The sequence below is a fragment of the Methylobacterium sp. AMS5 genome (assembly GCF_001542815.1).
Classification (GTDB): domain Bacteria; phylum Pseudomonadota; class Alphaproteobacteria; order Rhizobiales; family Beijerinckiaceae; genus Methylobacterium.
Genome location: NZ_CP006992.1, coordinates 1,325,199 through 1,347,210, shown reverse-complemented (window position 1 = coordinate 1,347,210; position 22,012 = coordinate 1,325,199). Strand labels below are relative to the sequence as shown.

Sequence of the window (22,012 nt, the reverse complement as noted above, 5' to 3'; positions counted from 1 at the left end):
GCGCAGCATTTAATGCAAGATCGCGTCATCTTGCATATTTTGTCAACGCCCTTGAATATGGATCGGCAGGAAATCGCCGATGACTCGACCGATGAACCAGACCCAGCGCCTCAGGCAGACGATCGAGGACGAGATCGTCGAGGGGCGCCTCGCCCTCGGCGCGCGTCTCGACGAGACGCAGCTCGCCGAGCGCTTCGGCGTCTCGCGCACGCCGATCCGCGAGGCGCTGCTGCAACTGGCCGCGACCGGGCTCGTCGAGACCAAGCCGCGCCGCGGCATGGTGGTGAGCGCGCCCGAACCGGGGCATCTCCTGGAGATGTTCGAGACGATGGCGGAGCTGGAGGCGGCCTGCGGCCGGCTCGCCGCGCGCCGCCTCACCCCGGAGCTCGAGGCGGAGTTGACGGGCGCCCTCGCATCCTGCGCACGGGCGGCCGCCGCGGGCGATCCGGAAGCCTATTACGGTGAGAACTACGTCTTCCACACGGTGATCTACCGTGCCTGCCGCAACGATTTCCTGTGCGGGCAGGCGCTGGCACTGCACCGCCGCCTCTCACCCTACCGGCGGCTGCAGCTGCGCGCCCGCCACCGGATGGCGCAGTCGCTGGCCGAGCACGAGGCGGTCGTCGCCGCGATCCTCGCCAGCGACGGCGCCGCGGCGGCCGATCAGCTCCGCCGCCACGTCCTGATTCAGGGCGACGGGTTTTCGGAGCTGGTGGCGAACCTGCGGGCGCTGGATCACAGCGCGGCGTGAGCACGCCGAGGGGCCGCACGCTTCTGGTGCTCTGGTGGGGGCGGCGCGGAGTCCGTAAGCTCAAGCTTCGCGGCTCGCCGTGGAGGTTCTCAGTGTCCCGCCGCCCCATTCCAGGCGCCCTTCCCGTCGCGCTCGCTCTGACGACCCTCGCCGGATCGCCCGCCCTGGCGCAGCCCACCGGACGGCCGGTCTACGAGGGCGCGGGCGGCGATCCGCGGATCTCGGTGTCCCAGCCGGAATCGACGAGCCAGGCCTCGGGCGGCTACGTGCGCTCGATCGAACCCTCCCTCGGACCGCTCGGCGACCCGTTCGGCCTGCGGCTCCTGCTGAAGGAGCGGGGCATCGAGTACAGCCTCACCTACATCGCCGAGACGCTCGGCAATCCCGTCGGCGGCATTCGCCAGGGGGCGATCGTCGAGGACCGGCTGAACCTGCGGCTCAATATCGACCTGCAGCGGCTCGCCGGCTGGGACGGCGCCACGATGCACGCCAACGCCTACTTCATCCACGGCACCGGCCTGTCGCGCTACTACGTCGGCAACCTGATCCCGGCGAGCGTGATCGAGGCGCTGCCGGCCTCCCGCCTCTACGTGCTGTGGCTCGACCAGCAGCTCTTCGACGGGAAGCTCGGCATCCGGGTCGGCCAGCAGGCGGCCGACACCGAGTTCTTCGTCAGCCAGACCGCGACCCTGTTCGTGAATTCGACCTTCGGCTGGCCGGCGATCACCGGGCTCGACCTGCCGAGCGGCGGCCCGGCCTACCCGCTCGCCGCGCCTGCGATCCGGGCCAAATACGTGCCGGGCAACGGCTTCTCGCTCCAGGCCGGGCTCTACGACGGCGACCCGGCCGGGGCCAGCCGCCCCGGCGACGACCCCGAGGGGCAGCGCCTCGACCGCACCGGTACCAATTTCCGCACCCGCGACCCCGCCCTCGTCGTGGCCGAGGCGACCTACGCCTTCAACACGCAGGAAGGTTCGAAGGAACTGCCCGGCGACATCACCCTCGGGGGCTGGCAGCATTTCGGGCGCTTCGAGAGCTTGCGCTTCGATCAGACCGGCCTGCCGCTCGCCGACCCGAACTCCACCGGCATCGGCCGGCGCCTGCGCGGCAATGCCGGGATCTACGCGATCTGGGACCAGACGCTCTACCGGGAAACCGGCAAGGACGACGAAGGCCTCGGCTTCTTCGTGCGGGCGGCGTGGTCGCCGACCCGTTCCAGCCTCGTCTCCGCCTATCTCGACACCGGCCTCGCCTATAAGGGCCTGTTGCCCGGCCGCGACGACGACACGGTGGGCCTCAGCCTGGCGCATGCCCGCCTCTCCGACGACGCGCGCCGGTCCGATATCGACACCATCGTCCTGACCGGCATGCCGATGCCGCGGCGGCGGGCCGAGACGGTGATTGAGGCGACCTATCAGGCGGTGGTGGTGCCGGGCTTCACCGTCCAGCCGGACGCGCAACTGATCCTGCATCCCGGCGGCGGCATCGCCAACCCGCGCGACCCGGAAGGCCGTCGCGTGCGCAACGCCGCCGTGCTGGGGCTTCGCGCGACGGTTCAGTATTGAGGGGACGGGCCTTCGAGGCTCGGAAGGCCCCATTGGGCCGGCACCCTACGATGCGATTTCTAAGTCCGTGTGGAGGAAGTCCCGACCCTTGAAGAGCATCGGAACGCGGCCGGTGGCGGCGCAGGCGTAGGAGAGGCAGTCGGCGAAATTGAGCTGCGCCGGGTGGCCCCGGCCCTTGCCGTAGGTGTCGAAGGCCGCCACCGCCCGGCGGGCGACGGCATCATTAATCGAGACGACGGTGATTCCGGCCGCCTCTAGGAAGGCGTCATACATTTCCTGGGCCGCCGCGACCGGAAGGCCGAGGATGCGCGCCAAGTTGATCACCGCCTCAAGGCGGACATGCGGCCCGGTTTCCCGGCGTTCGGCCGCCTCGATACAGGCAGCGAAGGCGGATGCCTCGGGCTCACCGGCCAGAATGGCGACGACGGCCGAGGTGTCGACGAACATTCAGCGCAACCACAAGGCGTCGCGTTCGTCCTCGCTCAGAGGCGGAGCGGGCGCCCGATCGGCCTTCGCCAGCGCCGCCGCGCGGATCGCAGCCACACGCTCGATCAGGGGGAGAGCCTCGTCGGCGCGCTTGATCTCATGCTGCAAGGCAAGCTTGATCGCGGCGGTGAGGTTGGGCGCGCCGGATTTCTTCATGACGGTTTCAGCGAGGGTCCGGACTTCCTCATCCCTGATGCTAAGCATGGCGGCCCTCCGCAGATGCAGTGCGCGTATGTACCTATGCACGCGATGCGTCGATACAAAAGGGCGCCGTGTCTGGAAGCACCCTGTAGGATTTATTCACCTTCCTCGATCACTTCGGCAACGCCTCAGCAGAACGAAGCTCAATCCTTTGCATGAAAGGCCTTGATGCTGACAATGATCCGCGTGCGCACCGCAATGAAAAGTGACGCTGCTGACATGGTGGCATTCATGCGAGCGCTATCGATCGAAGCGCCCGATACCATCACACACCGGTCTCCTCCGGGTGTCGAAGAGGGCATCGAGTTTATCAATCGCGCTGCCGTTTCAAATCGCAGCTTTATCTTGCTGGCCCTCGATGGCGATGACGTTGTGGGTCTCCTGGATTTCTGGACAGGAAGCTCAAGAGAAACGTGCCACGCTGCTCGATTCGGCATGTCGGTCCTGAAAGATCGACGCAATCAGGGGATCGGTCGGAAGCTCGTTGAAACGTCGATAGCCCGCACATCGGATTGGGAGGGGTTCTGTCGCATCGAGGCTGAAGTTGCTCCGTGGAATGCGCCCGCTATCCATCTCTACGAACAATTGGGTTTCCAGCGGGAAGGTCGGAAGTCCAAAGCTCTCAATATCCGCGGCAAGCCGGAGGATATGCTCATGATGGCGCGGACGTGGTGAGACCATTCAAGGACAGGGGCAGCCCTTCGCTTCACACCCTCAACCGACGTCGGCCATGAGCCGGCGTCGGTTGAGGGGCCCGAGCCCTCAGAACGAGGCCCGCACGCCTCCGAACACGCTGCGGCCGTTGCCCGGAAAGAACGCCACCGGCCCGCCGGCCACGGTCGCGGCGTTGGTCACCACCGAAATGTCGGAGACGTAGCGTTCGTCCGTCAGATTGCGGGCATCCATGAACAGCGAGACGCCGTTGGCAAAGTCGATGCCGGTCTGGAGGCCGAGGAGAGCATAGCCCGGCACCTTGAGGGTGTTGGCGTGGTCGGCGAAGGCGCCCTGGGGCACCCAGTCGAGGGTGGGGGCGAGATGGAAGCCGCTCGGATGCCGGTAGCCCAGCACCGTGCGCAGGACGTTCACCGGCACACCGGCGATGCGGTTGTTGCCGAAGACCGGGTCGCCGACGAAGCGGAAGTCGTTATGGGTCCAGATCTGCGTCAGGCTGAGCCGGTCGCCGATGCCGGTGAGGTCGGTGGCGAGGTCGAGGGTCACGGCGGCCTCGACGCCCTGGTGGCGGGTGCGCGGGGCGTTGAAGGTCGCCGCCGGGATGTTCAGGCCGGGATTGGGCGTGAAGTTGATCAGCGCGTCGCGGACTTCCGCCCGGTAGAGCGTCACGTCCCAGGCGAGGCGGTCGATCCGGCCGCGCGAGCCCGCCTCGTAGGTCCAGGCGCGCTGGGCCTCGAGCGGCACGAAGGTGGTGCCGAGCAGGTTCATCTGCGCGAGGTCGGAGAAGTCCGGCACGTCGCGCGAGCGGGTGATGTCGGCAAACACCTGAATGTCCGGCAGCGGCTGCCATAGCAGGCCGAGCTTCGGGTTGATGCCCTCGTAGGTGACGTTGGCAAAGCGCGCGGCGGGGTTGGCCGGTAGGCCGCCCTTGTCGCTGAAGGTGCGGTTCGAGGAGAACAGCTTGGCGCCGGTCATCAGCGCCATGTCGGGCCGGAACCAGAACCGGTTCTCGGCATAGGCCTCGTAGTTCGAGGCGCTCTGGCGGGCATTGAGCGTCTGAGCGCCGCGGAACCCCGCCACGTTCACGAACTGCCGCGCCTCGTTGATGCCGGCGAAGGCCCGCAGCCCGAGGATCAGGTCGTTGCGGAAGCCGCCGAGATCGAAGGTGCCGGCCCAGCGCGGCGCGACGCCGTAGGTCCAGCCGTCCTGGTCGATCACTTGGAAGATCGGGTGATAGAGGTTCTTGTGAATCGCCCAGGAATCGAGGTCGAGGCGCCCGACTTCCAGCTCGAACGAGGTGCGGTTGGCGATCCGCTCCGTCGTGACCTTTCGCGATTGGTTGCCGGTGATTGCCGCCGGGTTGGCGAGGCGTGGATTGTTCAGCGCGTTGAACAGCGAGAGCGAGCCGGGCAGCTTCTGGTCGGTGTCATAGAAACCGAGGAAGAACCGCGTCTCGACGCCCGGCGCGAGGCGGTAGCCGAAATTGGCGTTCACGTTGCGGGTGCGCTGGGTCTCGTGATCGCGGAATCCGTCGGAATGGGTCGCGGTGCCCGAGATCAGGACATCGGCCGGCCCCGAGATCCGCGAGATCTGGAAATGCTCGCGGATCGTGTTGAAGCTGCCGCCGTCGATCCGCAGAATATTGGGCGCGAGCGCCGTGTGGGCGGTCGGCGTCACGAAGTTCACCGCGCCGCCGAGCGTCGTCGCGCCGAAGGTGAGCGCATTGCCGCCCTTGTAGACCTCGACCGAGCGCAGGCTCAGCGGATCGATCTGATAGAAGTCGCCGCTGCCGTCGGCGAGGTTGAGCGGGATGCCGTCCTGCAGCAGCTCGATGCCGCGGACATGGAAGCCGCGGGCGATGCCGGAGCCGCGGATCGAGAGGCGCATCTCCTGGCCGTAGCGCTCCTGCACGTACACGCCGGGCACGTCCTTCAGCACGTCGCGCACGGTGTTGGCGTAGCGGTCCTGGAACGTCGCCGCATCGACGAAGGCGACCGAGCCGACGGTGGCGTTCACCGCCGCCCGCTGCGCGGCCACGCTCGGCACGGTGAGCGAGCCGGCGGTCTCGGCCGGTCCGGCGGGGAGCCCGGTGGCGGGCGAAGCGGAGACGCTGATTTCCGAAAGCGTCGCGCGCTCCGGAGGCGCCTGCGCAAGGACGGGGGCGGACAGGACGAGGCCGGAGACGAGCAGGGTCGAGGGCAGGGCGGCACGCGGCACGGCCCGGTGACGGAAAGGCATGAGGAAACGTCCGTTGTCTGAAGGATCGGGAGAGGCGATCGATCAGGCGACGGGCGGGGCGCGTGCGCTCGGGCGTGTGCCGGGCGGCGCACGAGGGAGGGCGACGATCTCGGGCCGCCATGCGATCGGGGCGGTCCGCTCCCGCGGCCACGCCACGATGGCGTGGGCGGGCTCCGGAACGTCCAGGCTCGGCAGGGCGTGCGCGGCCTGGCAGCAGGGCAGGTGCCCGTGGCCCGGATGCGACTTCAGGGGGCCGTCGGACTCCCCGGCATCGGGGGCGCAGAGGATGTGGACGAGACCGTTCTGCGGGCCGAGGCTTCCGGCGAGCGAGGCTCCGCCGAGGACGACCTGCAGGGCAAGCGCGTAGAGCGCGGCCACGGCGATGACCGCGCGGCACACGGACCATCCCGGCAAGCGCCCTCGCATGGCGCCAGCTATGGCCAAGCTTGCCCGAACGTCAACGCAGGCCGGTTTCGGAGAACGCTGTTTTCTGATGCGGTCGGCCGCGGAAGGGAGGAACGGCACCCGCGGGCCGAAACGGTCAGGTGCTGCGGCCGTCGGAAACCAGTTTTCGCAATTGCTTGAGGGCGAGGGCGTGCCCCGCGTTCAGGTCGAGCGGTCCGGCAAAGCCGCCGTCGCGGTCCATCATGTAGACCATCAGCGTATGCTCCAGGGTGTAGTCGCCCCCCGGCAGCGGCACCCGCTTCACATAGGCGCGGTAGTCGCGCGCCACCCGCTCGATCTGCTGCGGCGTGCCGGTCAATCCCGTGATCCGGTCGGTGAACGAGGCCATGTAGTCGCGCATCACCGCCTGCGTGTCCCGCTCAGGGTCGAGGGTGATGTAGTAGGCCTGGATGTCGCCGCCCTGCGCCCCGAATGCGTCGAGCAGGGTGCCGAGGTCGGCCAGCGTCGTCGGGCAGACGTTCGGGCACTGGGTGAAGCCGAAGAAGACGAGGAAGGGCTTGCCCTTCAGCGCCTGCGAATCGACGGCGCCCCCCTTCGAGGATTCGAGCCGGAACGGGCCGCCGACCACCGACAGGGCAGAGGGCCTGTCCCCCCGCGGCAGGAAGGCGACCGTCGCCGCCACGATGCCGACGAGGGCGAGCGCGAAGGCGACGAGGATCAGCGTGCCTCCCCGCTGCGAGGCGGGAGGGGCCGTCCGGGGCCCGGGCCCGGGTTCAGTGGCCATGGTCGTGTCCCCCGTGATCGTGCGCCGCGGGCCCCTTCTCGGACCGTGTCTCGGGGGCCTTGGCGGCCAGACTCTCCACGGCGAACTCGACCGGAACGGTCCCGGCCCGCTCGAAGCGCAGCGTCCCCTTCACCCGCTCGCCCTTCTTCAGCGACGCCTTCAGGTCGAGGAACATCAGGTGATGGCCGCTGGGGGCGAGCGTCACCGTCTGGCCGGGCGGGATCGCCAGGCCGTCGGCGAGCGGCGCCATCTTCATCACGCCGCCCTCCATCGACATCGTGTGCAACTCCCCGCGCCCGGCCGTCTCGATCGCGCCGCCGGTGAGCCGGTCGGGCTCGGTGCCGGTATTCGTGACCGTGAGGTAGCCGGCCGCGACCCGCGCGCCGCCGGGCGTCGCCCGTGACCAGGGATGGCCGACCTTGAGCGGGCCGGCCTTGTAGTCATGGGCGTGGGCCGGGCTGGCCGCGGCAAAGCCGAGAGCAAGGAGGGCGGCCGGGAAAGCGTGAAGGCGCATGGTCGTGTGTCCGTTCGGAGCGGGAAAGGGGATGGCGCGCGGAGTTCGGGCCTCGAGCCCCGCGCGGCGGTTCTCCATCGCGGCTCTGGCCCGCGCGGCGGTGTCGCCGGTCAGTGGTGGTGCTTGTGGCCGTCGGCCTCGGGCGCGGCGGCGCCGGGTCCTTGCCTGTCGGGTCCTTGCGCGCCGATCGGTGCCACGGTGAAGGTCACCGGCACCGTTCCGGCCCGCTCGAAGGTCAGCGTGCCCGCGACGGTCTCGCCCGCCTTCACCCCGTCCTTCAGATCGAGGAACATCAGGTGGTAGCCGCCGGGCTTGAGCACGACGCCAGCCCCGGGAGCGAGGGCGAGGCCGCCCTCGACGGGGGCCATCTTCATCACGCCGCCCTCCGTCGTCATCGAGTGGATCTCGGCGCGGCCCGCCAGGGGGATCGCGGCGCCCGTCAGCCGGTCGGGCCCGGGGCCGGTGTTGCGCAGCGTCACGTAGCCGCCGGCGACCTTCGCGCCCCCCGGCGTCGCCCGCAGCCAGGGCGCCTCGATCGCGATCGCTCCGGCCTTCGCGGCGGGGGCAGCCGGCGCCGCCGTTGCCGTGGCTTGGGTCGCCGTTCCCTGCGCGGCGATGACCCGCACCGCCGGAGCCGGTGCCTTCAGGGCCTGCGCGCTCCCGTTCTCGGCCGGAACATCGCTCCAGCGGTAGCTGCCCTCGGTGCAGTCCTGCTCGACGGGGAAGTAGATCGTGGCGCCCGGCGCGAAGGCGTCGGAAATCCGGGCGAAGAAGGTGAACTCGTCGATCTGCTCGTCCGGCAGGCTGCCGCCGCTCCAGGTGATTTTCGTGACGCCCTCCGAGACCTGTCCGTGGAAGGACGGGTAGGACCGGGCATAGGCCGACTTGACGGTTTCGATCGTCCAGCCGGGCTTCGGCATCGGCTTGGCCCCGGTCACGCCCTCGGGGATGGTGACGCTGATGCGAGTGGTCGGCCGGCCGTCGCAGCCGTGCATGATCTGGACGACGCCGCGATAGGCGGCGTTGGGCACGGCCTCCTTGCGCTCCAGCACGGCATGGGCCGAGGCGGGCGAGACGAGGCCGAAGACGGCGCAAGAAACAGCGCTTGAGCCGATCAGGACGAGCGGCAGGGCGGCGCGAAGAGGGGCGCTGAGGCAGAAGCGGGGCATGGGACGGTTCCGGTTGTCTGACATCGAAGGATCGCTTGGCGAGGGATCGCTCGGCGACGGATCGTTTGGATCGGGCGGGTCAGGCAGCCGGCGGGGCTCGGGCGTGGGCGAGGGTGAAGGGTGGCGGACGGGCCGTCCGGTGTGGCGCGCGAAACCAGTCGGCACGGGCGGCGTCCCGCTCGGGCCGCGCGGCCTCGGCGGAGAGGTGAGGCGGGAGCGTGGCGGCGGGCGCGTGATGCGCGGCGGTGCAGCAGCCGGCGTGGTGTGAATCCGGGGCCGGGAGCCCGTCCGTCGCCGCCTCGGCGGAGACGGTTCCGTCCGCGATCTGTTGCGCGATCGGCTGACACAGGAAGGCGGGGGCGCCCGTGACGGGAAGGGCGGCAATGCTGCCGAGCAGGGCCTGGAGCACCAGCGCGTAGAGGGCGGCCACGGCGGTCAGCCCGCGCAGGACGCGCGGCGCTCCTCCGGTCCGGTCGCGGCGTGGGCTCGGCATGGACACGAGCCTTACGCCGCTTCGTGCCGCTCCGGTAGAGGCCGGGCCGGCGCCATGCCGCCGCGCCCCGGCGAGGCCTCCCCGAGAGCATCCCTGGACGCTCTGCGTGCGCCCTCACACGCGGACGCCATAATGTAGCCCGGAACGGCATGGCTTCTTAACCACGAGACCGCGACAACCGCGGCACGAGGACTTGGCCGAGACTTGGTTCTTTGACGCCTCGCGTTTGAGCCATGACTCCCGGCCGGATCCACCGACCGCACCTTTATCCAGAGCCCGGATCGATGCTGCAGAGCGCGCGCCACCCCCACTTCCGCCCCCTCGCTGCCGCCCTCGTGGCGGCGACGGTGCTCGCCGGCCCGGCGCTCGCCCGCGAGGGCGGGTTCGCCCAGGCCGAGTGGGCGCAGGACTATTCCTCGCCGACCACCATGCAGGTGCATCGCTCCTCGACGCCGATCCTCTCGCCCGACACCATCGCGGCGACCGAGGCGATGGCCGAGAAGTACCGCGCCATCGTCTCCCGTGGCGGCTGGCAGAACGTGACCGGCGCGGCCGGCCTGCGCGTCGGCTCCCGCGGACCGGCGGTGGCGGCGGTGCGCCAGCGCCTGATCGTCACCGGCGACCTCGATGCCACGGCCGGCGGTGCGGGCGTCTACGATTCCTACGTCGCGGCCGGCGTGAAGCGTTTCCAGGCCCGGCACGGCCTGTCGCAGACCGGCCAGATGAGCCCGGCGACCCAGGCGGCGATGAACGTGCCCGCCGAGGTGCGCCTGCGCCAGCTCGAGACCAACGTGATCCGCCTGCGCTCCTATTCGGGCGATCTCGGCCGGCGCTTCGTCATCACCAACATCCCCGCCGCCCTGGTGCAGACGGTGGAGAACGGCCAGGTCGTGACGCTGCACGCCGCGGGCGTCGGCAAGATCGACCGCCAATCGCCGATCATGAACACCAAGGCGACGCAGATCAATTTCAACCCGACCTGGACGGTCCCGGCCTCGATCGTGAGGAAGGATCTGATCCCGAAGATGCAGAAGGATCCGAACTACCTCACGGACAACAAGATCCGCATCCTCTCGGGGGGGCAGGAGATCTCGCCGCGCTCCGTGAACTGGAACTCGGACGAGGGCACCCGCTACACCTACCGTCAGGATTCCGGTGCCGACTTCAACTCCATGGGCGTGGTGCGCATCAACATTCCGAACGCGCACGGCGTGTTCATGCACGACACCAATTCCCGCGGCGTGTTCGGCGACGACTTCCGCTTCATCTCCTCGGGCTGCGTGCGCGTGCAGAACGTGCGCGAGTACATCACATGGCTGCTGAAGGACACGCCCGGCTGGGACCGTGCCCATGTCGAGCAGGCGGTGGAGAGCGGCCAGCGCATCGATGCGACGCTGACCCAGCCCGTGCCGGTCTACTGGACCTACATCACCGCCTGGGCGACCCCGGACGGCACGGTGCAGTTCCGCGACGACATCTACAAGCGCGACGGCGTGAACGTGCCCTCCACCATCGAGGCGCCGACGCCGGTCGCCAGCGCCGCCTCGACCCGGCCCGAAGTGTACGAGCCGGGCGACGAGGAGAACTAGAGTGCCTCACAAAACGCCCGGTCTCTGACCGTTCTGGTTCTGGCGATGACAGCGCGGCGGGGGTTTCGTGAGAGACACCAAGCGCCGGCTCGTTCGAACCATCTGCTGGGGTAATACGAACAGCCCGGGCCGGATCTCGTATCCGCCCGGGCTGTTCGCGTTTTCAGGGCGCTTGAACCCGCGCGCGGCCCTCTCGCCGCAGGGCCGCGTGTCGTGACGAGCGTCCGGCTTCCGGAGCGCGCGAATTTTTTCGAAAAAAACTAGGACGGCAAAGTCTGCTGTTGCGCGTGTTGTTCGAGGGCCTTGAGATAGGCGTCGGGATCGCGGCGGAAGCGGGTGCGTTGAGTGCGCGCCTGCCTGCGGATGTCGAGGGATCGGCGTAGGGCTCGCCATTTCTCTGGATCGACCCGGCAGAGGTCGCGTCCGGATGGTGCCCGAGTTCGGGAGTGAATGCCGGCCACGAGCCGCACGGCGCCCCGCAGCACCGCGCCGGGCGAGGCGGTCTTGCGTCCGGTGGCCCGCCGCTCGTGGTAGCGCTGGGAACCGAACAGTTGCTCCAGGGCATTGTTGGTGCGTGGCAGGTCCGCCCCGTCGGCGGCGTGGAACAGTCCCGGTCGATAGCTGCGCGCGACCTTGGCGAAGTGGTCGAGGGCGGGACCCAGCCCTTTCACCCGATCCCGGTGGCGCCGCATCGCCCCCAGCAAGCCGTCGAAGCGCCGCCGGACCTTGGCCCCCGGCTCACCGGCGGGGTTGGTCAGGAGGCGGGCGCCCGCGTGTACGAAGACGAAGCCTCGGCTGATCGCCGGCCAGAGGGCGGCCGTGCCGGCGAGCGCCCGCTCGATCAACTGCTGGAGCCGCCCGAGCGGGCGCGAGCCCTGCGCCTCGGCCCCCCTTTTGAGCGCACCCGTTCCAAGCTTCCGGCCACCTTCTCCAAGCGGTCCTTCAAGCGCAGGCCCGCCGCGTCGAGCGGGGCGCGACCGTCGTCGGTGATCGCGCTGCGGATCGCGCTCGCATAGCCGCGCACCAGATCCGCCTCCCTATCCGTGCGCCCCTCCACCCCCCGCTCGATCGGGCGTACGCCGCGCACGCCCTTCTTCAACTCCTTCTTGGCGTGCCGGTCGGCCTCGAAGATCGGCAGGGCGGCTTCACGCAGGAAATGGAAGTGGCAGAGTTGATGAGGCACGCCCGGCAGGACCAGGGCCACCGCCTTGCGGACGGACTGCTGACCGTCGCTGATCACCCCTACCACCGGCACACCGACCGCCGCGATGACCTCACGCAGCAGGACGGCCAGATCCTCGGCCGTGCCCGACAGCAGGCTGCGGGCCAGGAGCACCGTGCCGGAGAGGCAGTCGCGCAGCACCCAGAGCACCTCGTGCCCGACATCCGGCTGCAGGCCGTCGAGCGCCCGGATCATCCGATCCTGCCCGGCCAAGTGTCGGCGCAGGTGAGCGGGGTCTGCGAGTTGGGTGGCCACGACCTCGTCGTAGCGGTCGAGCAGGTTGGTCACGCTGCGTTCGGCGATGGCGACCCCGCGCCCGCGCAGGATCGCGTGGATTTCCGGCACCGAGCGATGCTCGCGGTGGCGCAGGGCGCCCACCAGGGCCACGACGTCGAGGCCGAACTCGTGGTGCGGCAGGGCGAGCGCGCCTTCGGCCTCCGGGCGGTAGGGCTTGTGGAAGCGGACGCAATCCGCAGCCTCGCAGCGACGGATCTTCAGACGCAGGCGCACCGTGCCGGTCAGCGTCACCATCGTGCGACGATTCTCGTAACGGATCCGCATCGCCCGGCCGCAGATCGGGCAGAGCTGGCGGACCGGAGCCAAGACCCGTTCACGATCCGCCGTCCGACACTCGGTTCGGGACATCGCGCGCCTCCAGCAGGCGCCCCCATAACGTCAAACACCAGACAGCCGGCTTTGCCGTCCTAGAAAAAAAGAACGAGGCGCCGGATTAAAGGCGTGGGCCAGCCGTCAACGGATTATGGTGGCCGACAGAATGCGCTCGAAACGCTCCGAAATCGTCGACCTGCTGGTGCCCTTGCGGCGCTACGCCCGGTCGCTCACGCGGGATTCGCTGAAAGCGGATGACCTCGTCCACGATACCATGGTTCGCGCCCTCGAATCGCGCGCGAACCTGAGGCCGGATACCAACCTGCGCACCTGGATGATGACGGTGCTGCACAACGTCTTCATCGATGAGCAGCGCCGCAAACGCGTCGAGGCACGCCACGCCGATGTGCTGGTGCAGCTCTCCGACGACGTGGCACCGCCGGCCCAAGAGGGGCAGGTGCGGCTCATGCAGATCCGCAAGGCGTTCGAAGGACTGCCCGAGGAGCAGCGCGCTGCGCTCCACCTCGTGACGCTCGAAGGCATGGCTTATGCCGATGCGGCGGCCGTGCTCGGAATCCCGATCGGGACCCTGATGTCGCGGCTCGGCCGCGGCCGGGCGGCCCTGCGCGCCTTCGAGGAGGGCGGCCGCAAGGGCAAGACCACCGCCGGCTCCTCCGACGATGGTCCCGACCGTGGTCGTGCACATCTGCGCGTCGTCGGTGGGAATTGATGACCCTGTTGAGCCGTTAACAACAAAGACACCGGAAAACGAAGAGGTTCGACGGTGGGCAAGCAGGGCAGTCGGAGTGGGCTGATGATCGATCCGGTTACGGAAACCGAACTCATCGCGTATGTCGATGGTGAACTCGAGCCGATGCGTCGGGTCGAGGTCGAGGCGCATCTCGCGCGCAATCCTCAGGACGCCTTGCAGGTCATGGCCGACCTGCGCGACCGCGACGCCCTGCGCGAAGCCTTCTTGCCGGTGCCGAGCCTGCCGCCGGAGCGGCTGCGCTCCAGCGCTCGCCGGATCGACCGCGCCTTCGCGTGGCAGCGGGTTCGCTCCCGCCTGCGCCGGGCGGCGGCGGTGGTGGTCCTGGTCGGGGCTGGCTGGCTCGCCCACACCGAGAGCGGCAGCTTCGGCGTTCCCGGCTCCTTCGCCTCGCCGATCGATCCGTCCCTGGCCGAGGAAGCGAAGCAGGCCCGCGAGGCCGTGCAGATCCGCGCCCGCACGACCAGCCAGCCCATGGCCTCGGCCTACGATCCGGCCGATCTCGAAGCCGCGACCGGTGTCGATCTGCCGCCTCTCCCGAAGGGGTGGATCGTCCGGGACGTACAGATCTTCCCGAGCCGGAGCGGCACGGGGATCGAGGTCTCGATCCAATCGGCCGAGATCGGCGAACTCGCCCTGTTCGCCAAGCACAGCAGTGGCGCGCCCATGTCCGAGGGGACGGAGCCGGTTGCACGCTCGAGCGACGGGACGACCGCCTATTGGCGGACCGGAGGCACGGCCTACGCGCTGAGCGCCTCGCACGACGACCCGGCCCTACACGCCGCGGCCGCCCGCCTTGCCGCGATCCGGAAGTAAGGGTTTCCCCGAACGCGACCGCCGAGCTCCTCGGCGGCGAGCGACCCTAGAACAAGCGCCGGGTGTTTCGTCTTGGATCGATCCAGGCCGAAACACCCGGTTTTCTTTTGGCTTAGAGCATCGTCCTTTTCCGAAGGCCGGCAGCCACCTTTCGGGATGATGCTCTGGGCAACCGCAATGAGGCGGGCTCGTCCCTGTCGTGAGGGATCTGCCCCGCGCTGCCGGCCGGTTTCTGGTCAGACGCAGCCGTCCGGCTCAACTTCAGCCCCGACCGGCAGCGTGAAACAAGGCGTCGGCGCCGGGCCATGAGCCCAATTGATCGCCGGAAAGCGTTTCAGCCCGCGGTCGCCAGGCGATTGGGCTCCGATGATTGCGCTCTGGATCGCCCCCCTGATGACCGCCCCCGGTACGATGCGGTCAGCGACAAGAGGCTCAGATGGTTGCGAGCAATCTTGCCGTGCGTTGCTGCCGTTTCAGGACTCCGCGCAGATGGGCGATGGCGCCCTCCTGCATGCTGCGAAGCGCCTGCGGATCGGACTCGGCGTCGCGCCGCATCGAGACGTAGAATTCGAACCCGCCCGGCTCCGCCGCGGCGATCTGATTCAGCACAAAGGGGAACAGACCGAGTCGCGCGGCCGCCTCGACGGCGTCGAGGAAGGTGAGGGGCGTGAACACCCAGCAATGACACGACTGATAGCGGCCTGACGTGAAGGTGTCGCCAGCCTGCTTGTAGGCCAAAGCCAGCGCGGCGTCGCCGCACAGCCGCGCTGCCTGGGCCGGGTCCTCTCCCGCCCAGATCTCGCCGGGTCCGATGGCCAGTGCCTCGTAGGTGTGGGCGAAGACTTGGCGAAGGCTCGGCCGGGTGTAGTCCAGCAGATCCGCCTCGACCAGTTCGGCGATGGTGCTGTTGGTGCGGCCTACATCGAACATGAAGCGCCGATCGGGCAGCGAAAGGTTGAATACCCCGCCTGGCCGCAGAACGGCGTGAATGCCGCGGAACCACCCGAGCAGGTTCGGCACGTATTGCGCCACCTGCGCAGCGATGGCGAAGTCGAGCCCCTCTTGCCCGATCACTGCCGCCAGTGAGCCAGCGCCCGCCCAGGCATAGTCGATCGTTACAGCATCCGGCGGCCCGACCTCGGCGTCCGTGGCATGGTCGACATACGCAACACGGATGCCCTCGGGCAGCGCCGTCGGGTTGTTCGCCGGCCCGAACTCGATGCCCCGTGCCTCCGGCAGCGGAACGTCGTGCGTGAGGCGGGCGAGGCGCCGGTCCGTGGACCGACGGTTCAGGAACGCGTCCAGCGACAGGAAACCGGAATGCATGTCGCGGAAGCCTCACCTTTCAGTTGATCGCAGGTTTTGACGTTACCCGCCACGCCAGCGCAGTTGCAATCATCTGATAGTGGAGGCCACAGGCTTGGAAGCCCAGCCTCGCTTCACACTGTCAGGCGGAGAGCGATACAGGCCGCTCCGAGGGGCGTAGAGGTCTTGCGAGTTTCGATAGCGCGCCTCATCCGTGGGAGAAGGGTGGGCCGGTCCCTGCCGTATCCGTCGGTACCGGGTGGCGGGCCTGTGATGGGGATGAGGATTGCTCATGCTCGACCCTCCGGCTACTGCTGCGTTTGGTGCAGTGCGGGAGGCAGCATGCGGGGCCCGGCAATCCGACGTGGACGTCATACAGAGCGGTGTGGGCGAAGCGCCGAACCTCTCCCCGGCAGGCGGACCTGCAGCCGCGCCTGGATTCCAGAATGACCCCGCAATCGACCTGATCGTCGGGTTTTTGCCCCTGACTCCGTGCCTTCGCCCCGCCAGAGAGCGGCGGCGCGGCCGAACCGCCATTCCGTCTTGCACGATCGAACCGATGCCGGCCCACCGATGTAGAGGCTGTGCCCGAGACGGAGGATCCGTCCACGATCACCCCGAGACGTTCCGACTGGGCTGTGCACGAGGTTGCTGACATTGTTCAAGCGTAGCTTGCAAATGCTCTCGAAGCAGGTCGGAGCCAGGGCGATCTCCCGGCAGTTCGACCCACGGATATCCGAGGTAGGGAAGGGAGGCGGCTTCGATCCCACCTTCTACCGCCGGTACTATCCCGACCTCGCGATCCTCGGGGACGAGAGCAAGGTTCTCAAACAGCACTACCTCAAGCATGGTCGGGCCGAAGGCCGCTTCCCCAATGCGGCCGCTCTGGTCGCCGCTCTCGAAGCCGACGAGGGAGCGCTGCCGATCGATTTCATCCCCGAGCATTACCGTGCGCTCTACGACGACCTGGCTGGCCTGACCGAGCCGTGGCAGCTCAGAGAGCATTATCTGCGTTTCGGACGCTTCGAGGGGCGTGCTCACGGGGCCGATCTGTCGGCCTTCGAGCAGGAATACGAACGCATGCTCGCTTCCGGCGCGGCCCTGAACGGGCGCCGCTCCGCCGAAAGCTTCGTCCATCTTCTGGTCGCCGCGCGGGTCCTGCCGGGAGCGTGGCTCGACCTCTTCGTGCTCCACGAGTTCGCGTTGCTGAATGAGGGGTGGCTGACACACCCACCCGCCTCCCGCATGGAAGGGCTGGTCGCCTTCCTGACGGAAGGAGTGGAGCGGCTCGCCCCGATTTCGCTGCGCCTGCGCTTCGATCCCAATTTCTACCGCTCGAACAATCCAGATTCGTCGGCCGGCACCAGCGATGCAGATCTGTACCGTCACTGGCTCGGCAAGGGCATCCAGAAGGGCGAGCCTGCGAGCGAGGCCGCGGCGCTGGTCCGGCTGCTCGGGGAGGAACGCTTTCCCGAGAGCTTCGACGAGGCGGCTTACCGCTCTCTGTTGACCGAGGGTATCGCTCCGCCGCCGCCCGGGCGGCTGAATGCCCTGCGGCACTTCATCGATACGGGCTTTCAGCTCTGGGAGCTGGAGGCCGTGCGACAGGCCTGCTCGGCCCAACTGCTCGAAAGAATCGGTGAGTACCATCTCCTCCGTGGCAACGCTGCCGCGGCCAAGGAGGCGTTCGACCGGGCGCTCAAGGCCGGTCTCGTCTCCGGCCGCCTCCATCATCGGCGCGGCGACACGCTTCTCAGGCTCAACCGCACCAACGATGCGGCGCGCGCCTTCGTGAATGCGGCGGACGTGCCGGGCGCCGTCGTGTGGAGCCATATCCACGCCATCGACGGCCTGCTCGCGCGGCCGGGCAACCTACCGGAGGCGCTCGACCGCGTCCGGCGCTCGGCCGCGGATTGGCATGCCAATCCGCATTGGCGCGCGGCCGCACACCGCGCCATCGTGGCATCCTTCGCCCGCGCAAGCGAGGAGGCGCGGACCCACTACGCCGCCGGCCGGCGGAAGGAAGCGGACGATCGTCTCACCGCCTGCCTCGACCAGATCGGAAGCCTGATTGCGGCGGTTGATCCGCTGCCGGCACCGCTTGCCGTTCCGGCGAACGGACATATCGTCATCGTCGCCAACCGCGACCTTCCGCAATGCGATCATTACCGCGTCGTGCAGAAGATCCAGCAGCTCGAGCATGGCGGCTGGACGGTCGAGGTCTTCCGGCAAGACGAGGCCGCCGATTGCCGCCCGGCGATCGACAGGGCATCGGCGGTCATCTTCTACCGCGTGGCGGCCTTTCCCGGCGTCCTGCACGCGATCCTCTACGCGCGCGCCCTCGGCCTGCCGACGATTTATGAGATCGACGACATCGTCTTCGATGCGGCGCTGTTCCCGGATCCCCTGGAGAGCTTCGAGGGACAGATCACGCCGAAGCAATACGTCGATCTGCAATACGGCGTGCCGCTGTTCCGCTACGCCATGCAGGCCTGCGACATTGGCCTGGCCTCCACGCCGGCTCTGGCCGAGCGGATGCGCCCGCTCGTCCGCTCAGGGGTCTGTCATGTCCTGCGCAACGGCCTCGATACGCGAAACCTTCCCTTCCTGAGGCGCCCCCACGCACCCGTTTCGGCCGCGGCGCTGACGGTCTTCTACGGATCGGGCACGCGGGCGCATAACAAGGATTTCAACGACTTCGCCGCGCCGGCGCTTCTCGCCATCATGGAGCGGCATCCGCATGTCCGGCTCGTGATTGCCGGCTATCTGCGCCTTGGCCCGGGCTTCCGGCGGTTCGCTCATCGTGTGCGCCAGCTCGGTTTCACCGACGACGTTTCAGCCTATTGGGAGGCGCTCTCGGGGGCGGATATCAACCTCGCGGTTCTCGCACCCGGCCCGTTCGCGGACGCCAAGAGCGAGATCAAGTGGCTCGAGGCCGCCATGTGCGGCATCCCCTCGATCGTCAGCGCGACGCGCACCTACCGGGAGATTCTGGACGATCGGCAGGATGCCCTTCTGGCCGAAACAGTTCAGGATTGGACGAAGGCGCTCGCCACGCTGATCGACGATCCCGTGTTGCGCCGAAGGATCGGGGATCGGGCGCGGGACAAGGCGTTGGCGTCCTACGGGCTGGACGCCGCCGTCGAGGTTCTCGGGGGAATCCTCGCTGCCCCGCCTCCGAAGCTCCGGCGGTCGGCCGATACGACGTCGGATGCCCGTGCGACCTCCGCCGAGGCATGGGCCGATCTTGCTGCCGGGGATGCGCGTCCGTCGGCGACCGCAGCGGGATCCGACATGCGGAAGCGCCGCGCGGGTCGGCCGCGCATCCTGGTGGTCAACGTCTACTTCCCGCCTCAGACCGTCGGGGGCGCCACCCGGGTCGTCCGGGACAACATCGACCACATCCTTGATCATGCAGCCGACCGGTTCGAACTCGCGGTGACGGCGTCCGATATGGAGGTCGAGCCTCCCTATCGGACCCGCATCGATGCCTACCGCGGCATCCCCGTCTTCCGCATCGCGACGCCGCGCGAGCGGAACATGGACTGGCGCCCCTTCAACCCGAGCGTCCGCTTGGAATTCGAGGCATTGCTCGACCGCTTCGAGCCCGATCTCGTTCATGTCCACTGCGTGCAGCAATTGACCGCCAGCGTGGTCGAGGCGGTGCGCGCCAGAGGCATTCCCTACGTCGTCACCGTTCACGACGCGTGGTGGATCTCCGACTTCCAGTTCCTCATCGACGAAGACGGGCTGGTGCAGATGCCGTCGCCCGACCTCCTCGCCGACGCGACGAGCCGCTCCGTCACCCCGACCGGCTCCATCGCCCGCCGCCGCGGACTGGCGCGGGTGCTCAACTCGGCGGCGGCCATCGCCGCGGTGTCGGAATCCTTTGCCGACATCTATCGCAAGGCCGGCTTCCCCCAGACGATCGCGATCCCGAACGGCGTCTCGTCTTTGACGCCGAGCGCACGGCGGGAGAGCCCGACCGGCCGCGTGCGCCTCGGCCATATCGGTGGCCGCACGGCGCATAAGGGCGCGATCCTGATCGAGGCAATCCTGCGGGCGGGCCGGTTCGAGAACCTCAGCCTGACCCTCGTCGATCACGCCCTGGCGACCGACTACGTCGGCGAGGAGACCTGGGGCGCCACCGCCGTCCGGATCGTCGGCAAGGTGCCGCAGGAGCAGATCGGCGAACTCTATGCCGAAATGGATGTGCTGCTCGCTCCTTCGCTCTGGCCCGAGAGTTTCGGGCTGGTGACGCGGGAGGCGCGGGCAGCGGGGTTGTGGGTGGTGGCAAGCCATCTCGGTGCGATCGGGGAGGATATCGAGGAAGGCGTCAACGGCTTCCGGGTCGATGTCACATCTCCGGACGGGCTGCGCGCCGTGTTCCAGCGGATCGATGCCGATCCCGAGCGGTTCCGTGCGAGCCCACCGCAACCCGCGTACCCGCCCCGGACGGCGGCGGATCAAGGTGAGGATCTGATCGCCCTCTACGACAGGCTGCTCGCGCCGTCGGGTGATGCGGCATCCGCTTCCCACGCCGGGGATGGCCGCTCACGGATGTTGTGAAGCCGGCGAGGCTCCGACCCGGTCGGTCCTTACGATCGGCGCGCCGGTCCTCACGGCGCTCGCCGGTTCGTGGCCGCGCAAGCGCCTGCTGCTCGCGGCGATGGCGGTGTTCACCCGCGGCAATGTCGCCGTCGCGCTGTCCACGAGCCTGCCGACGCTGCTCGCGGCCCGCTTCGGATCGGGGCTCGGGCACGGCGTCTTCCTCGCCGTCGCATCGAGCGCAGCGACGCGGCTCGTCCCGCCCGAGCGGGCCGGCGCGGCGGTGGCGACGGTGTTCGGCGGCCTAACCCTGGCGCTCGCCTTCGGCGTGCCGCTCGGCACGTTCCTGGGCGGGATCTGGACGTGGCAGGCGATCTTCTGGGCGGTGGCGGCGTGCGGGGTCGCCGGTCTCCTCGGCCTCGCCGTGCTGATGCCGCCGGCCCCCGATGGCGGAGCGCCCCGTGACGCCTGGATCGGCCTGCGGGCCCTGCTCGACCGTCGGCTGCTTGGGGCAGCCCTCGTCACGGTGCTGGCTTACACCGGCTCGTTCTGCCTGTTCTCCTACATCGCGCCGCTCCTGATCGACGTGACGGGGCTCGCACCCGCCCATGTCGGCGCGCTGATGCTCGCCTACGGCGTCGCGGCCGCGATCGGCAACGGCCTCGGCGGGCGGCTGACCGACCGGTTCGGGCCCGACCGGACGGTGGCGCTCATCCTCGCCGGTCTGGTCCTCGTGCTGGCCATGATCGGAGCTCTGGCCTCCTTCGTCATCCCGATGGCGAACCTCGTCGCGCTTCTCGGCGCGCTCACCTACGCGGCGGTGCCGGCCCTGCAGGCGCGGGTGATCGGCCTTGCCGGGCGTCATGCGTCCCGGGCGCTCGCCGCGGCAGCGGGCCTCAACATCGCCGGGTTCAACGCCGGCATCGCCCTAGGCTCGCTGCTCGGAGGCGGGGTCATCGCGGCCTGGGATGTCAGCGCTACGGCCTTCGTCGGGGCCAGAGCGGCCGCGAGCGGCCTCGGTGTCCTGGCTATGCGGCGGCGCTCAAGCATCGTCCTGGATCCCTGATCCAGGACGATGCTTGAGGCTCTTGTTTTCGCATCATCTTTTTTCCGAAAGCCGGCAACCACCTTTCGGGACGATGCTCTAGCCCGACGCTCTCGTTATCGGGATTCCTGGATCGGCGATGGCCGGAGATCGGACCGGCTTACCGGGCGCCGATCCAGCGGCTGGAGACGATCCATCCGAAGCGATCGGCGATGGCGGCCAGGGCATGGCGCTTGACCGCGTCGGCCGGGAGAAGGGCGCCGTCGGGGGCCGTCAGGTCGCGTGTCGCCGTCGCGTCGGCAACGACGAAACTCGTGTAGCTCCGATCCAGGGCTGCCCGCGCGGTCGCCTCCACGCACATGTGGGTCATGAAGCCGGTGAGAACGAGCAGGCTGCGCCCGTCGCGGGCCAGGACGGCCTCCAGATCGGTTCCCGCGAAGCTATTGGGCAACCGCTTCGTGACGACAATCTCGCCCGGTGCAGGGGTCAGTTCGGGAACGATTTCCGCGCCGGCCGACCCCTCTGCGAAGGCGACCGAGCCGGGACCAGCCACATGCCGGACATGGATCACCGGCACGCCATGGGAATGGGCCCAGTCCCGCAGGCTCGCGATCCGGGCGAGCGCCGGATCGAAACCGGTCAGCGGCAGCACGCCCGAGCGATACTCTCGCTGTGCGTCGATGATGACGAGCGCAGCACGGTCCCGGTTGAACGACGGGGGCGCAGCGGCCGCGATCTCGAGCAGGGTTCGTGGGATCGCGCTGCCGGTGGATGCGGCGAGAAAGGCGGCGGCGATCAGGAACTTGGGCATGGGGTTCTCCTTGCGCACAC

Annotated in this window: 18 protein-coding genes and 1 pseudogene; 8 read left to right on the top strand and 11 right to left on the bottom strand. The window is 68.8% G+C overall.

Translation table 11 applies throughout. The annotated features are described in order from the left end of the window. Positions 1–79 precede the first annotated feature (79 nt). A complete protein-coding gene (locus Y590_RS06125) occupies positions 80–751 on the top strand; it encodes a GntR family transcriptional regulator (RefSeq protein WP_083530784.1) in 672 nt (223 codons plus the stop codon). Between the two features lie 92 nt (positions 752–843). Further along, entirely contained in the window at positions 844–2,316 is a 1,473-nt protein-coding gene (locus tag Y590_RS06120; protein ID WP_060769060.1) for a carbohydrate porin, read from the top strand. 45 nt (positions 2,317–2,361) lie between these two features. Here the strand turns inward: Y590_RS06120 and Y590_RS06115 are convergent, their stop codons facing one another. Both Y590_RS06115 and Y590_RS06110 read right to left on the bottom strand, forming a co-directional pair. Continuing rightward, entirely contained in the window at positions 2,362–2,763 is a 402-nt protein-coding gene (locus tag Y590_RS06115; protein WP_060769059.1) for a type II toxin-antitoxin system VapC family toxin, read from the bottom strand. Then, positions 2,764–3,006: a type II toxin-antitoxin system VapB family antitoxin gene (locus tag Y590_RS06110; RefSeq protein ID WP_060769058.1), complete on the bottom strand. Its 243-nt coding sequence runs from the start codon at positions 3,004–3,006 to the stop codon at positions 2,764–2,766. A gap of 165 nt (positions 3,007–3,171) precedes the next feature. On the opposite strand from Y590_RS06110, the gene Y590_RS06105 reads away from it, so the two are divergent. Further along, positions 3,172–3,678, top strand: a complete 507-nt coding sequence (locus tag Y590_RS06105) for a GNAT family N-acetyltransferase (protein WP_060769057.1) — start codon at positions 3,172–3,174, stop codon at positions 3,676–3,678. A gap of 87 nt (positions 3,679–3,765) precedes the next feature. Here the strand turns inward: Y590_RS06105 and Y590_RS06100 are convergent, their stop codons facing one another. The 6 genes from Y590_RS06100 to Y590_RS06075 all read right to left on the bottom strand — a co-directional run bounded on the left by Y590_RS06100 (position 3,766) and on the right by Y590_RS06075 (position 9,278). Continuing rightward, positions 3,766–5,913: a TonB-dependent receptor family protein gene (locus Y590_RS06100; RefSeq protein WP_060769056.1), complete on the bottom strand. Its 2,148-nt coding sequence runs from the start codon at positions 5,911–5,913 to the stop codon at positions 3,766–3,768. 42 nt (positions 5,914–5,955) lie between these two features. Then, positions 5,956–6,312: a hypothetical protein gene (locus tag Y590_RS06095; protein WP_083530783.1), complete on the bottom strand. Its 357-nt coding sequence runs from the start codon at positions 6,310–6,312 to the stop codon at positions 5,956–5,958. Between the two features lie 142 nt (positions 6,313–6,454). Further along, entirely contained in the window at positions 6,455–7,102 is a 648-nt protein-coding gene (locus Y590_RS06090) for an SCO family protein (protein ID WP_060769054.1), read from the bottom strand. Next, entirely contained in the window at positions 7,092–7,616 is a 525-nt protein-coding gene (locus tag Y590_RS06085; protein WP_060772182.1) for a copper chaperone PCu(A)C, read from the bottom strand. Before Y590_RS06085 ends, Y590_RS06090 begins: the two co-directional genes overlap by 11 nt. A 110-nt stretch (positions 7,617–7,726) precedes the next feature. Further along, a complete protein-coding gene (locus Y590_RS06080; protein WP_060769053.1) occupies positions 7,727–8,785 on the bottom strand; it encodes a DUF1775 domain-containing protein in 1,059 nt (352 codons plus the stop codon). Between the two features lie 79 nt (positions 8,786–8,864). After that, on the bottom strand, positions 8,865–9,278 hold the full coding sequence (locus Y590_RS06075; RefSeq protein ID WP_060769052.1) for a hypothetical protein: 414 nt from the start codon (positions 9,276–9,278) through the stop codon (positions 8,865–8,867). Positions 9,279–9,562: 284 nt separating this feature from the next. On the opposite strand from Y590_RS06075, the gene Y590_RS06070 reads away from it, so the two are divergent. Then, a complete protein-coding gene (locus Y590_RS06070; RefSeq protein ID WP_060769051.1) occupies positions 9,563–10,867 on the top strand; it encodes a L,D-transpeptidase family protein in 1,305 nt (434 codons plus the stop codon). A 260-nt stretch (positions 10,868–11,127) separates the two neighbouring features. Here Y590_RS06070 and Y590_RS25530 read toward each other — a convergent pair. Continuing rightward, positions 11,128–12,650 (bottom strand): annotated as a pseudogene (locus Y590_RS25530) (ISNCY family transposase). A gap of 214 nt (positions 12,651–12,864) precedes the next feature. On the opposite strand from Y590_RS25530, the gene Y590_RS06055 reads away from it, so the two are divergent. Both Y590_RS06055 and Y590_RS06050 read left to right on the top strand, forming a co-directional pair. Continuing rightward, positions 12,865–13,428 carry a sigma-70 family RNA polymerase sigma factor gene (locus tag Y590_RS06055; protein ID WP_060769049.1) on the top strand — a complete coding sequence of 188 codons (564 nt, stop codon included), beginning with the start codon at positions 12,865–12,867 and terminating at the stop codon, positions 13,426–13,428. Between the two features lie 84 nt (positions 13,429–13,512). Next, on the top strand, positions 13,513–14,283 hold the full coding sequence (locus Y590_RS06050) for an anti-sigma factor family protein (protein WP_060769048.1): 771 nt from the start codon (positions 13,513–13,515) through the stop codon (positions 14,281–14,283). A 432-nt stretch (positions 14,284–14,715) separates the two neighbouring features. On the opposite strand, the gene Y590_RS06045 is transcribed toward Y590_RS06050, so the two are convergent. After that, positions 14,716–15,609, bottom strand: a complete 894-nt coding sequence (locus Y590_RS06045) for a class I SAM-dependent methyltransferase (protein WP_060769047.1) — start codon at positions 15,607–15,609, stop codon at positions 14,716–14,718. A gap of 657 nt (positions 15,610–16,266) precedes the next feature. Between Y590_RS06045 and Y590_RS06040 the strand changes: the two genes are divergently transcribed. Next, positions 16,267–20,157: a glycosyltransferase gene (locus Y590_RS06040; protein WP_201026774.1), complete on the top strand. Its 3,891-nt coding sequence runs from the start codon at positions 16,267–16,269 to the stop codon at positions 20,155–20,157. Beyond that, positions 20,135–21,202 (top strand): MFS transporter, encoded by a 1,068-nt coding sequence (locus Y590_RS06035; RefSeq protein ID WP_286161863.1) that lies wholly within the window; start codon positions 20,135–20,137, stop codon positions 21,200–21,202. The genes Y590_RS06040 and Y590_RS06035 overlap by 23 nt, the downstream gene beginning before the upstream one ends. Positions 21,203–21,341: 139 nt before the next feature. Here the strand turns inward: Y590_RS06035 and Y590_RS06030 are convergent, their stop codons facing one another. Continuing rightward, positions 21,342–21,992 carry a cysteine hydrolase family protein gene (locus tag Y590_RS06030; RefSeq protein ID WP_060769045.1) on the bottom strand — a complete coding sequence of 217 codons (651 nt, stop codon included), beginning with the start codon at positions 21,990–21,992 and terminating at the stop codon, positions 21,342–21,344. Positions 21,993–22,012 lie beyond the last annotated feature (20 nt).

What these genes read in the sequence shown, in the direction of transcription:
- Y590_RS06035 (WP_286161863.1), top strand. Translation starts at nt 20,135, where the DNA reads ATGGCCGCTCACGGATGTTGTGAAGCCGGCGAGGCTCCGACCCGGTCG.
- Y590_RS06125 (WP_083530784.1), top strand. Translation starts at nt 80, where the DNA reads ATGACTCGACCGATGAACCAGACCCAGCGCCTCAGGCAGACGATCGAG.
- Y590_RS06090 (WP_060769054.1), bottom strand. Translation starts at nt 7,102, where the DNA reads ATGGCCACTGAACCCGGGCCCGGGCCCCGGACGGCCCCTCCCGCCTCG.
- Y590_RS06100 (WP_060769056.1), bottom strand. Translation starts at nt 5,913, where the DNA reads ATGCCTTTCCGTCACCGGGCCGTGCCGCGTGCCGCCCTGCCCTCGACC.
- Y590_RS06080 (WP_060769053.1), bottom strand. Translation starts at nt 8,785, where the DNA reads ATGCCCCGCTTCTGCCTCAGCGCCCCTCTTCGCGCCGCCCTGCCGCTC.
- Y590_RS06055 (WP_060769049.1), top strand. Translation starts at nt 12,865, where the DNA reads ATGCGCTCGAAACGCTCCGAAATCGTCGACCTGCTGGTGCCCTTGCGG.
- Y590_RS06075 (WP_060769052.1), bottom strand. Translation starts at nt 9,278, where the DNA reads ATGCCGAGCCCACGCCGCGACCGGACCGGAGGAGCGCCGCGCGTCCTG.
- Y590_RS06045 (WP_060769047.1), bottom strand. Translation starts at nt 15,609, where the DNA reads ATGCATTCCGGTTTCCTGTCGCTGGACGCGTTCCTGAACCGTCGGTCC.
- Y590_RS06105 (WP_060769057.1), top strand. Translation starts at nt 3,172, where the DNA reads ATGCTGACAATGATCCGCGTGCGCACCGCAATGAAAAGTGACGCTGCT.
- Y590_RS06110 (WP_060769058.1), bottom strand. Translation starts at nt 3,006, where the DNA reads ATGCTTAGCATCAGGGATGAGGAAGTCCGGACCCTCGCTGAAACCGTC.
- Y590_RS06040 (WP_201026774.1), top strand. Translation starts at nt 16,267, where the DNA reads ATGCTCTCGAAGCAGGTCGGAGCCAGGGCGATCTCCCGGCAGTTCGAC.
- Y590_RS06085 (WP_060772182.1), bottom strand. Translation starts at nt 7,616, where the DNA reads ATGCGCCTTCACGCTTTCCCGGCCGCCCTCCTTGCTCTCGGCTTTGCC.
- Y590_RS06030 (WP_060769045.1), bottom strand. Translation starts at nt 21,992, where the DNA reads ATGCCCAAGTTCCTGATCGCCGCCGCCTTTCTCGCCGCATCCACCGGC.
- Y590_RS06115 (WP_060769059.1), bottom strand. Translation starts at nt 2,763, where the DNA reads ATGTTCGTCGACACCTCGGCCGTCGTCGCCATTCTGGCCGGTGAGCCC.
- Y590_RS06050 (WP_060769048.1), top strand. Translation starts at nt 13,513, where the DNA reads ATGATCGATCCGGTTACGGAAACCGAACTCATCGCGTATGTCGATGGT.
- Y590_RS06070 (WP_060769051.1), top strand. Translation starts at nt 9,563, where the DNA reads ATGCTGCAGAGCGCGCGCCACCCCCACTTCCGCCCCCTCGCTGCCGCC.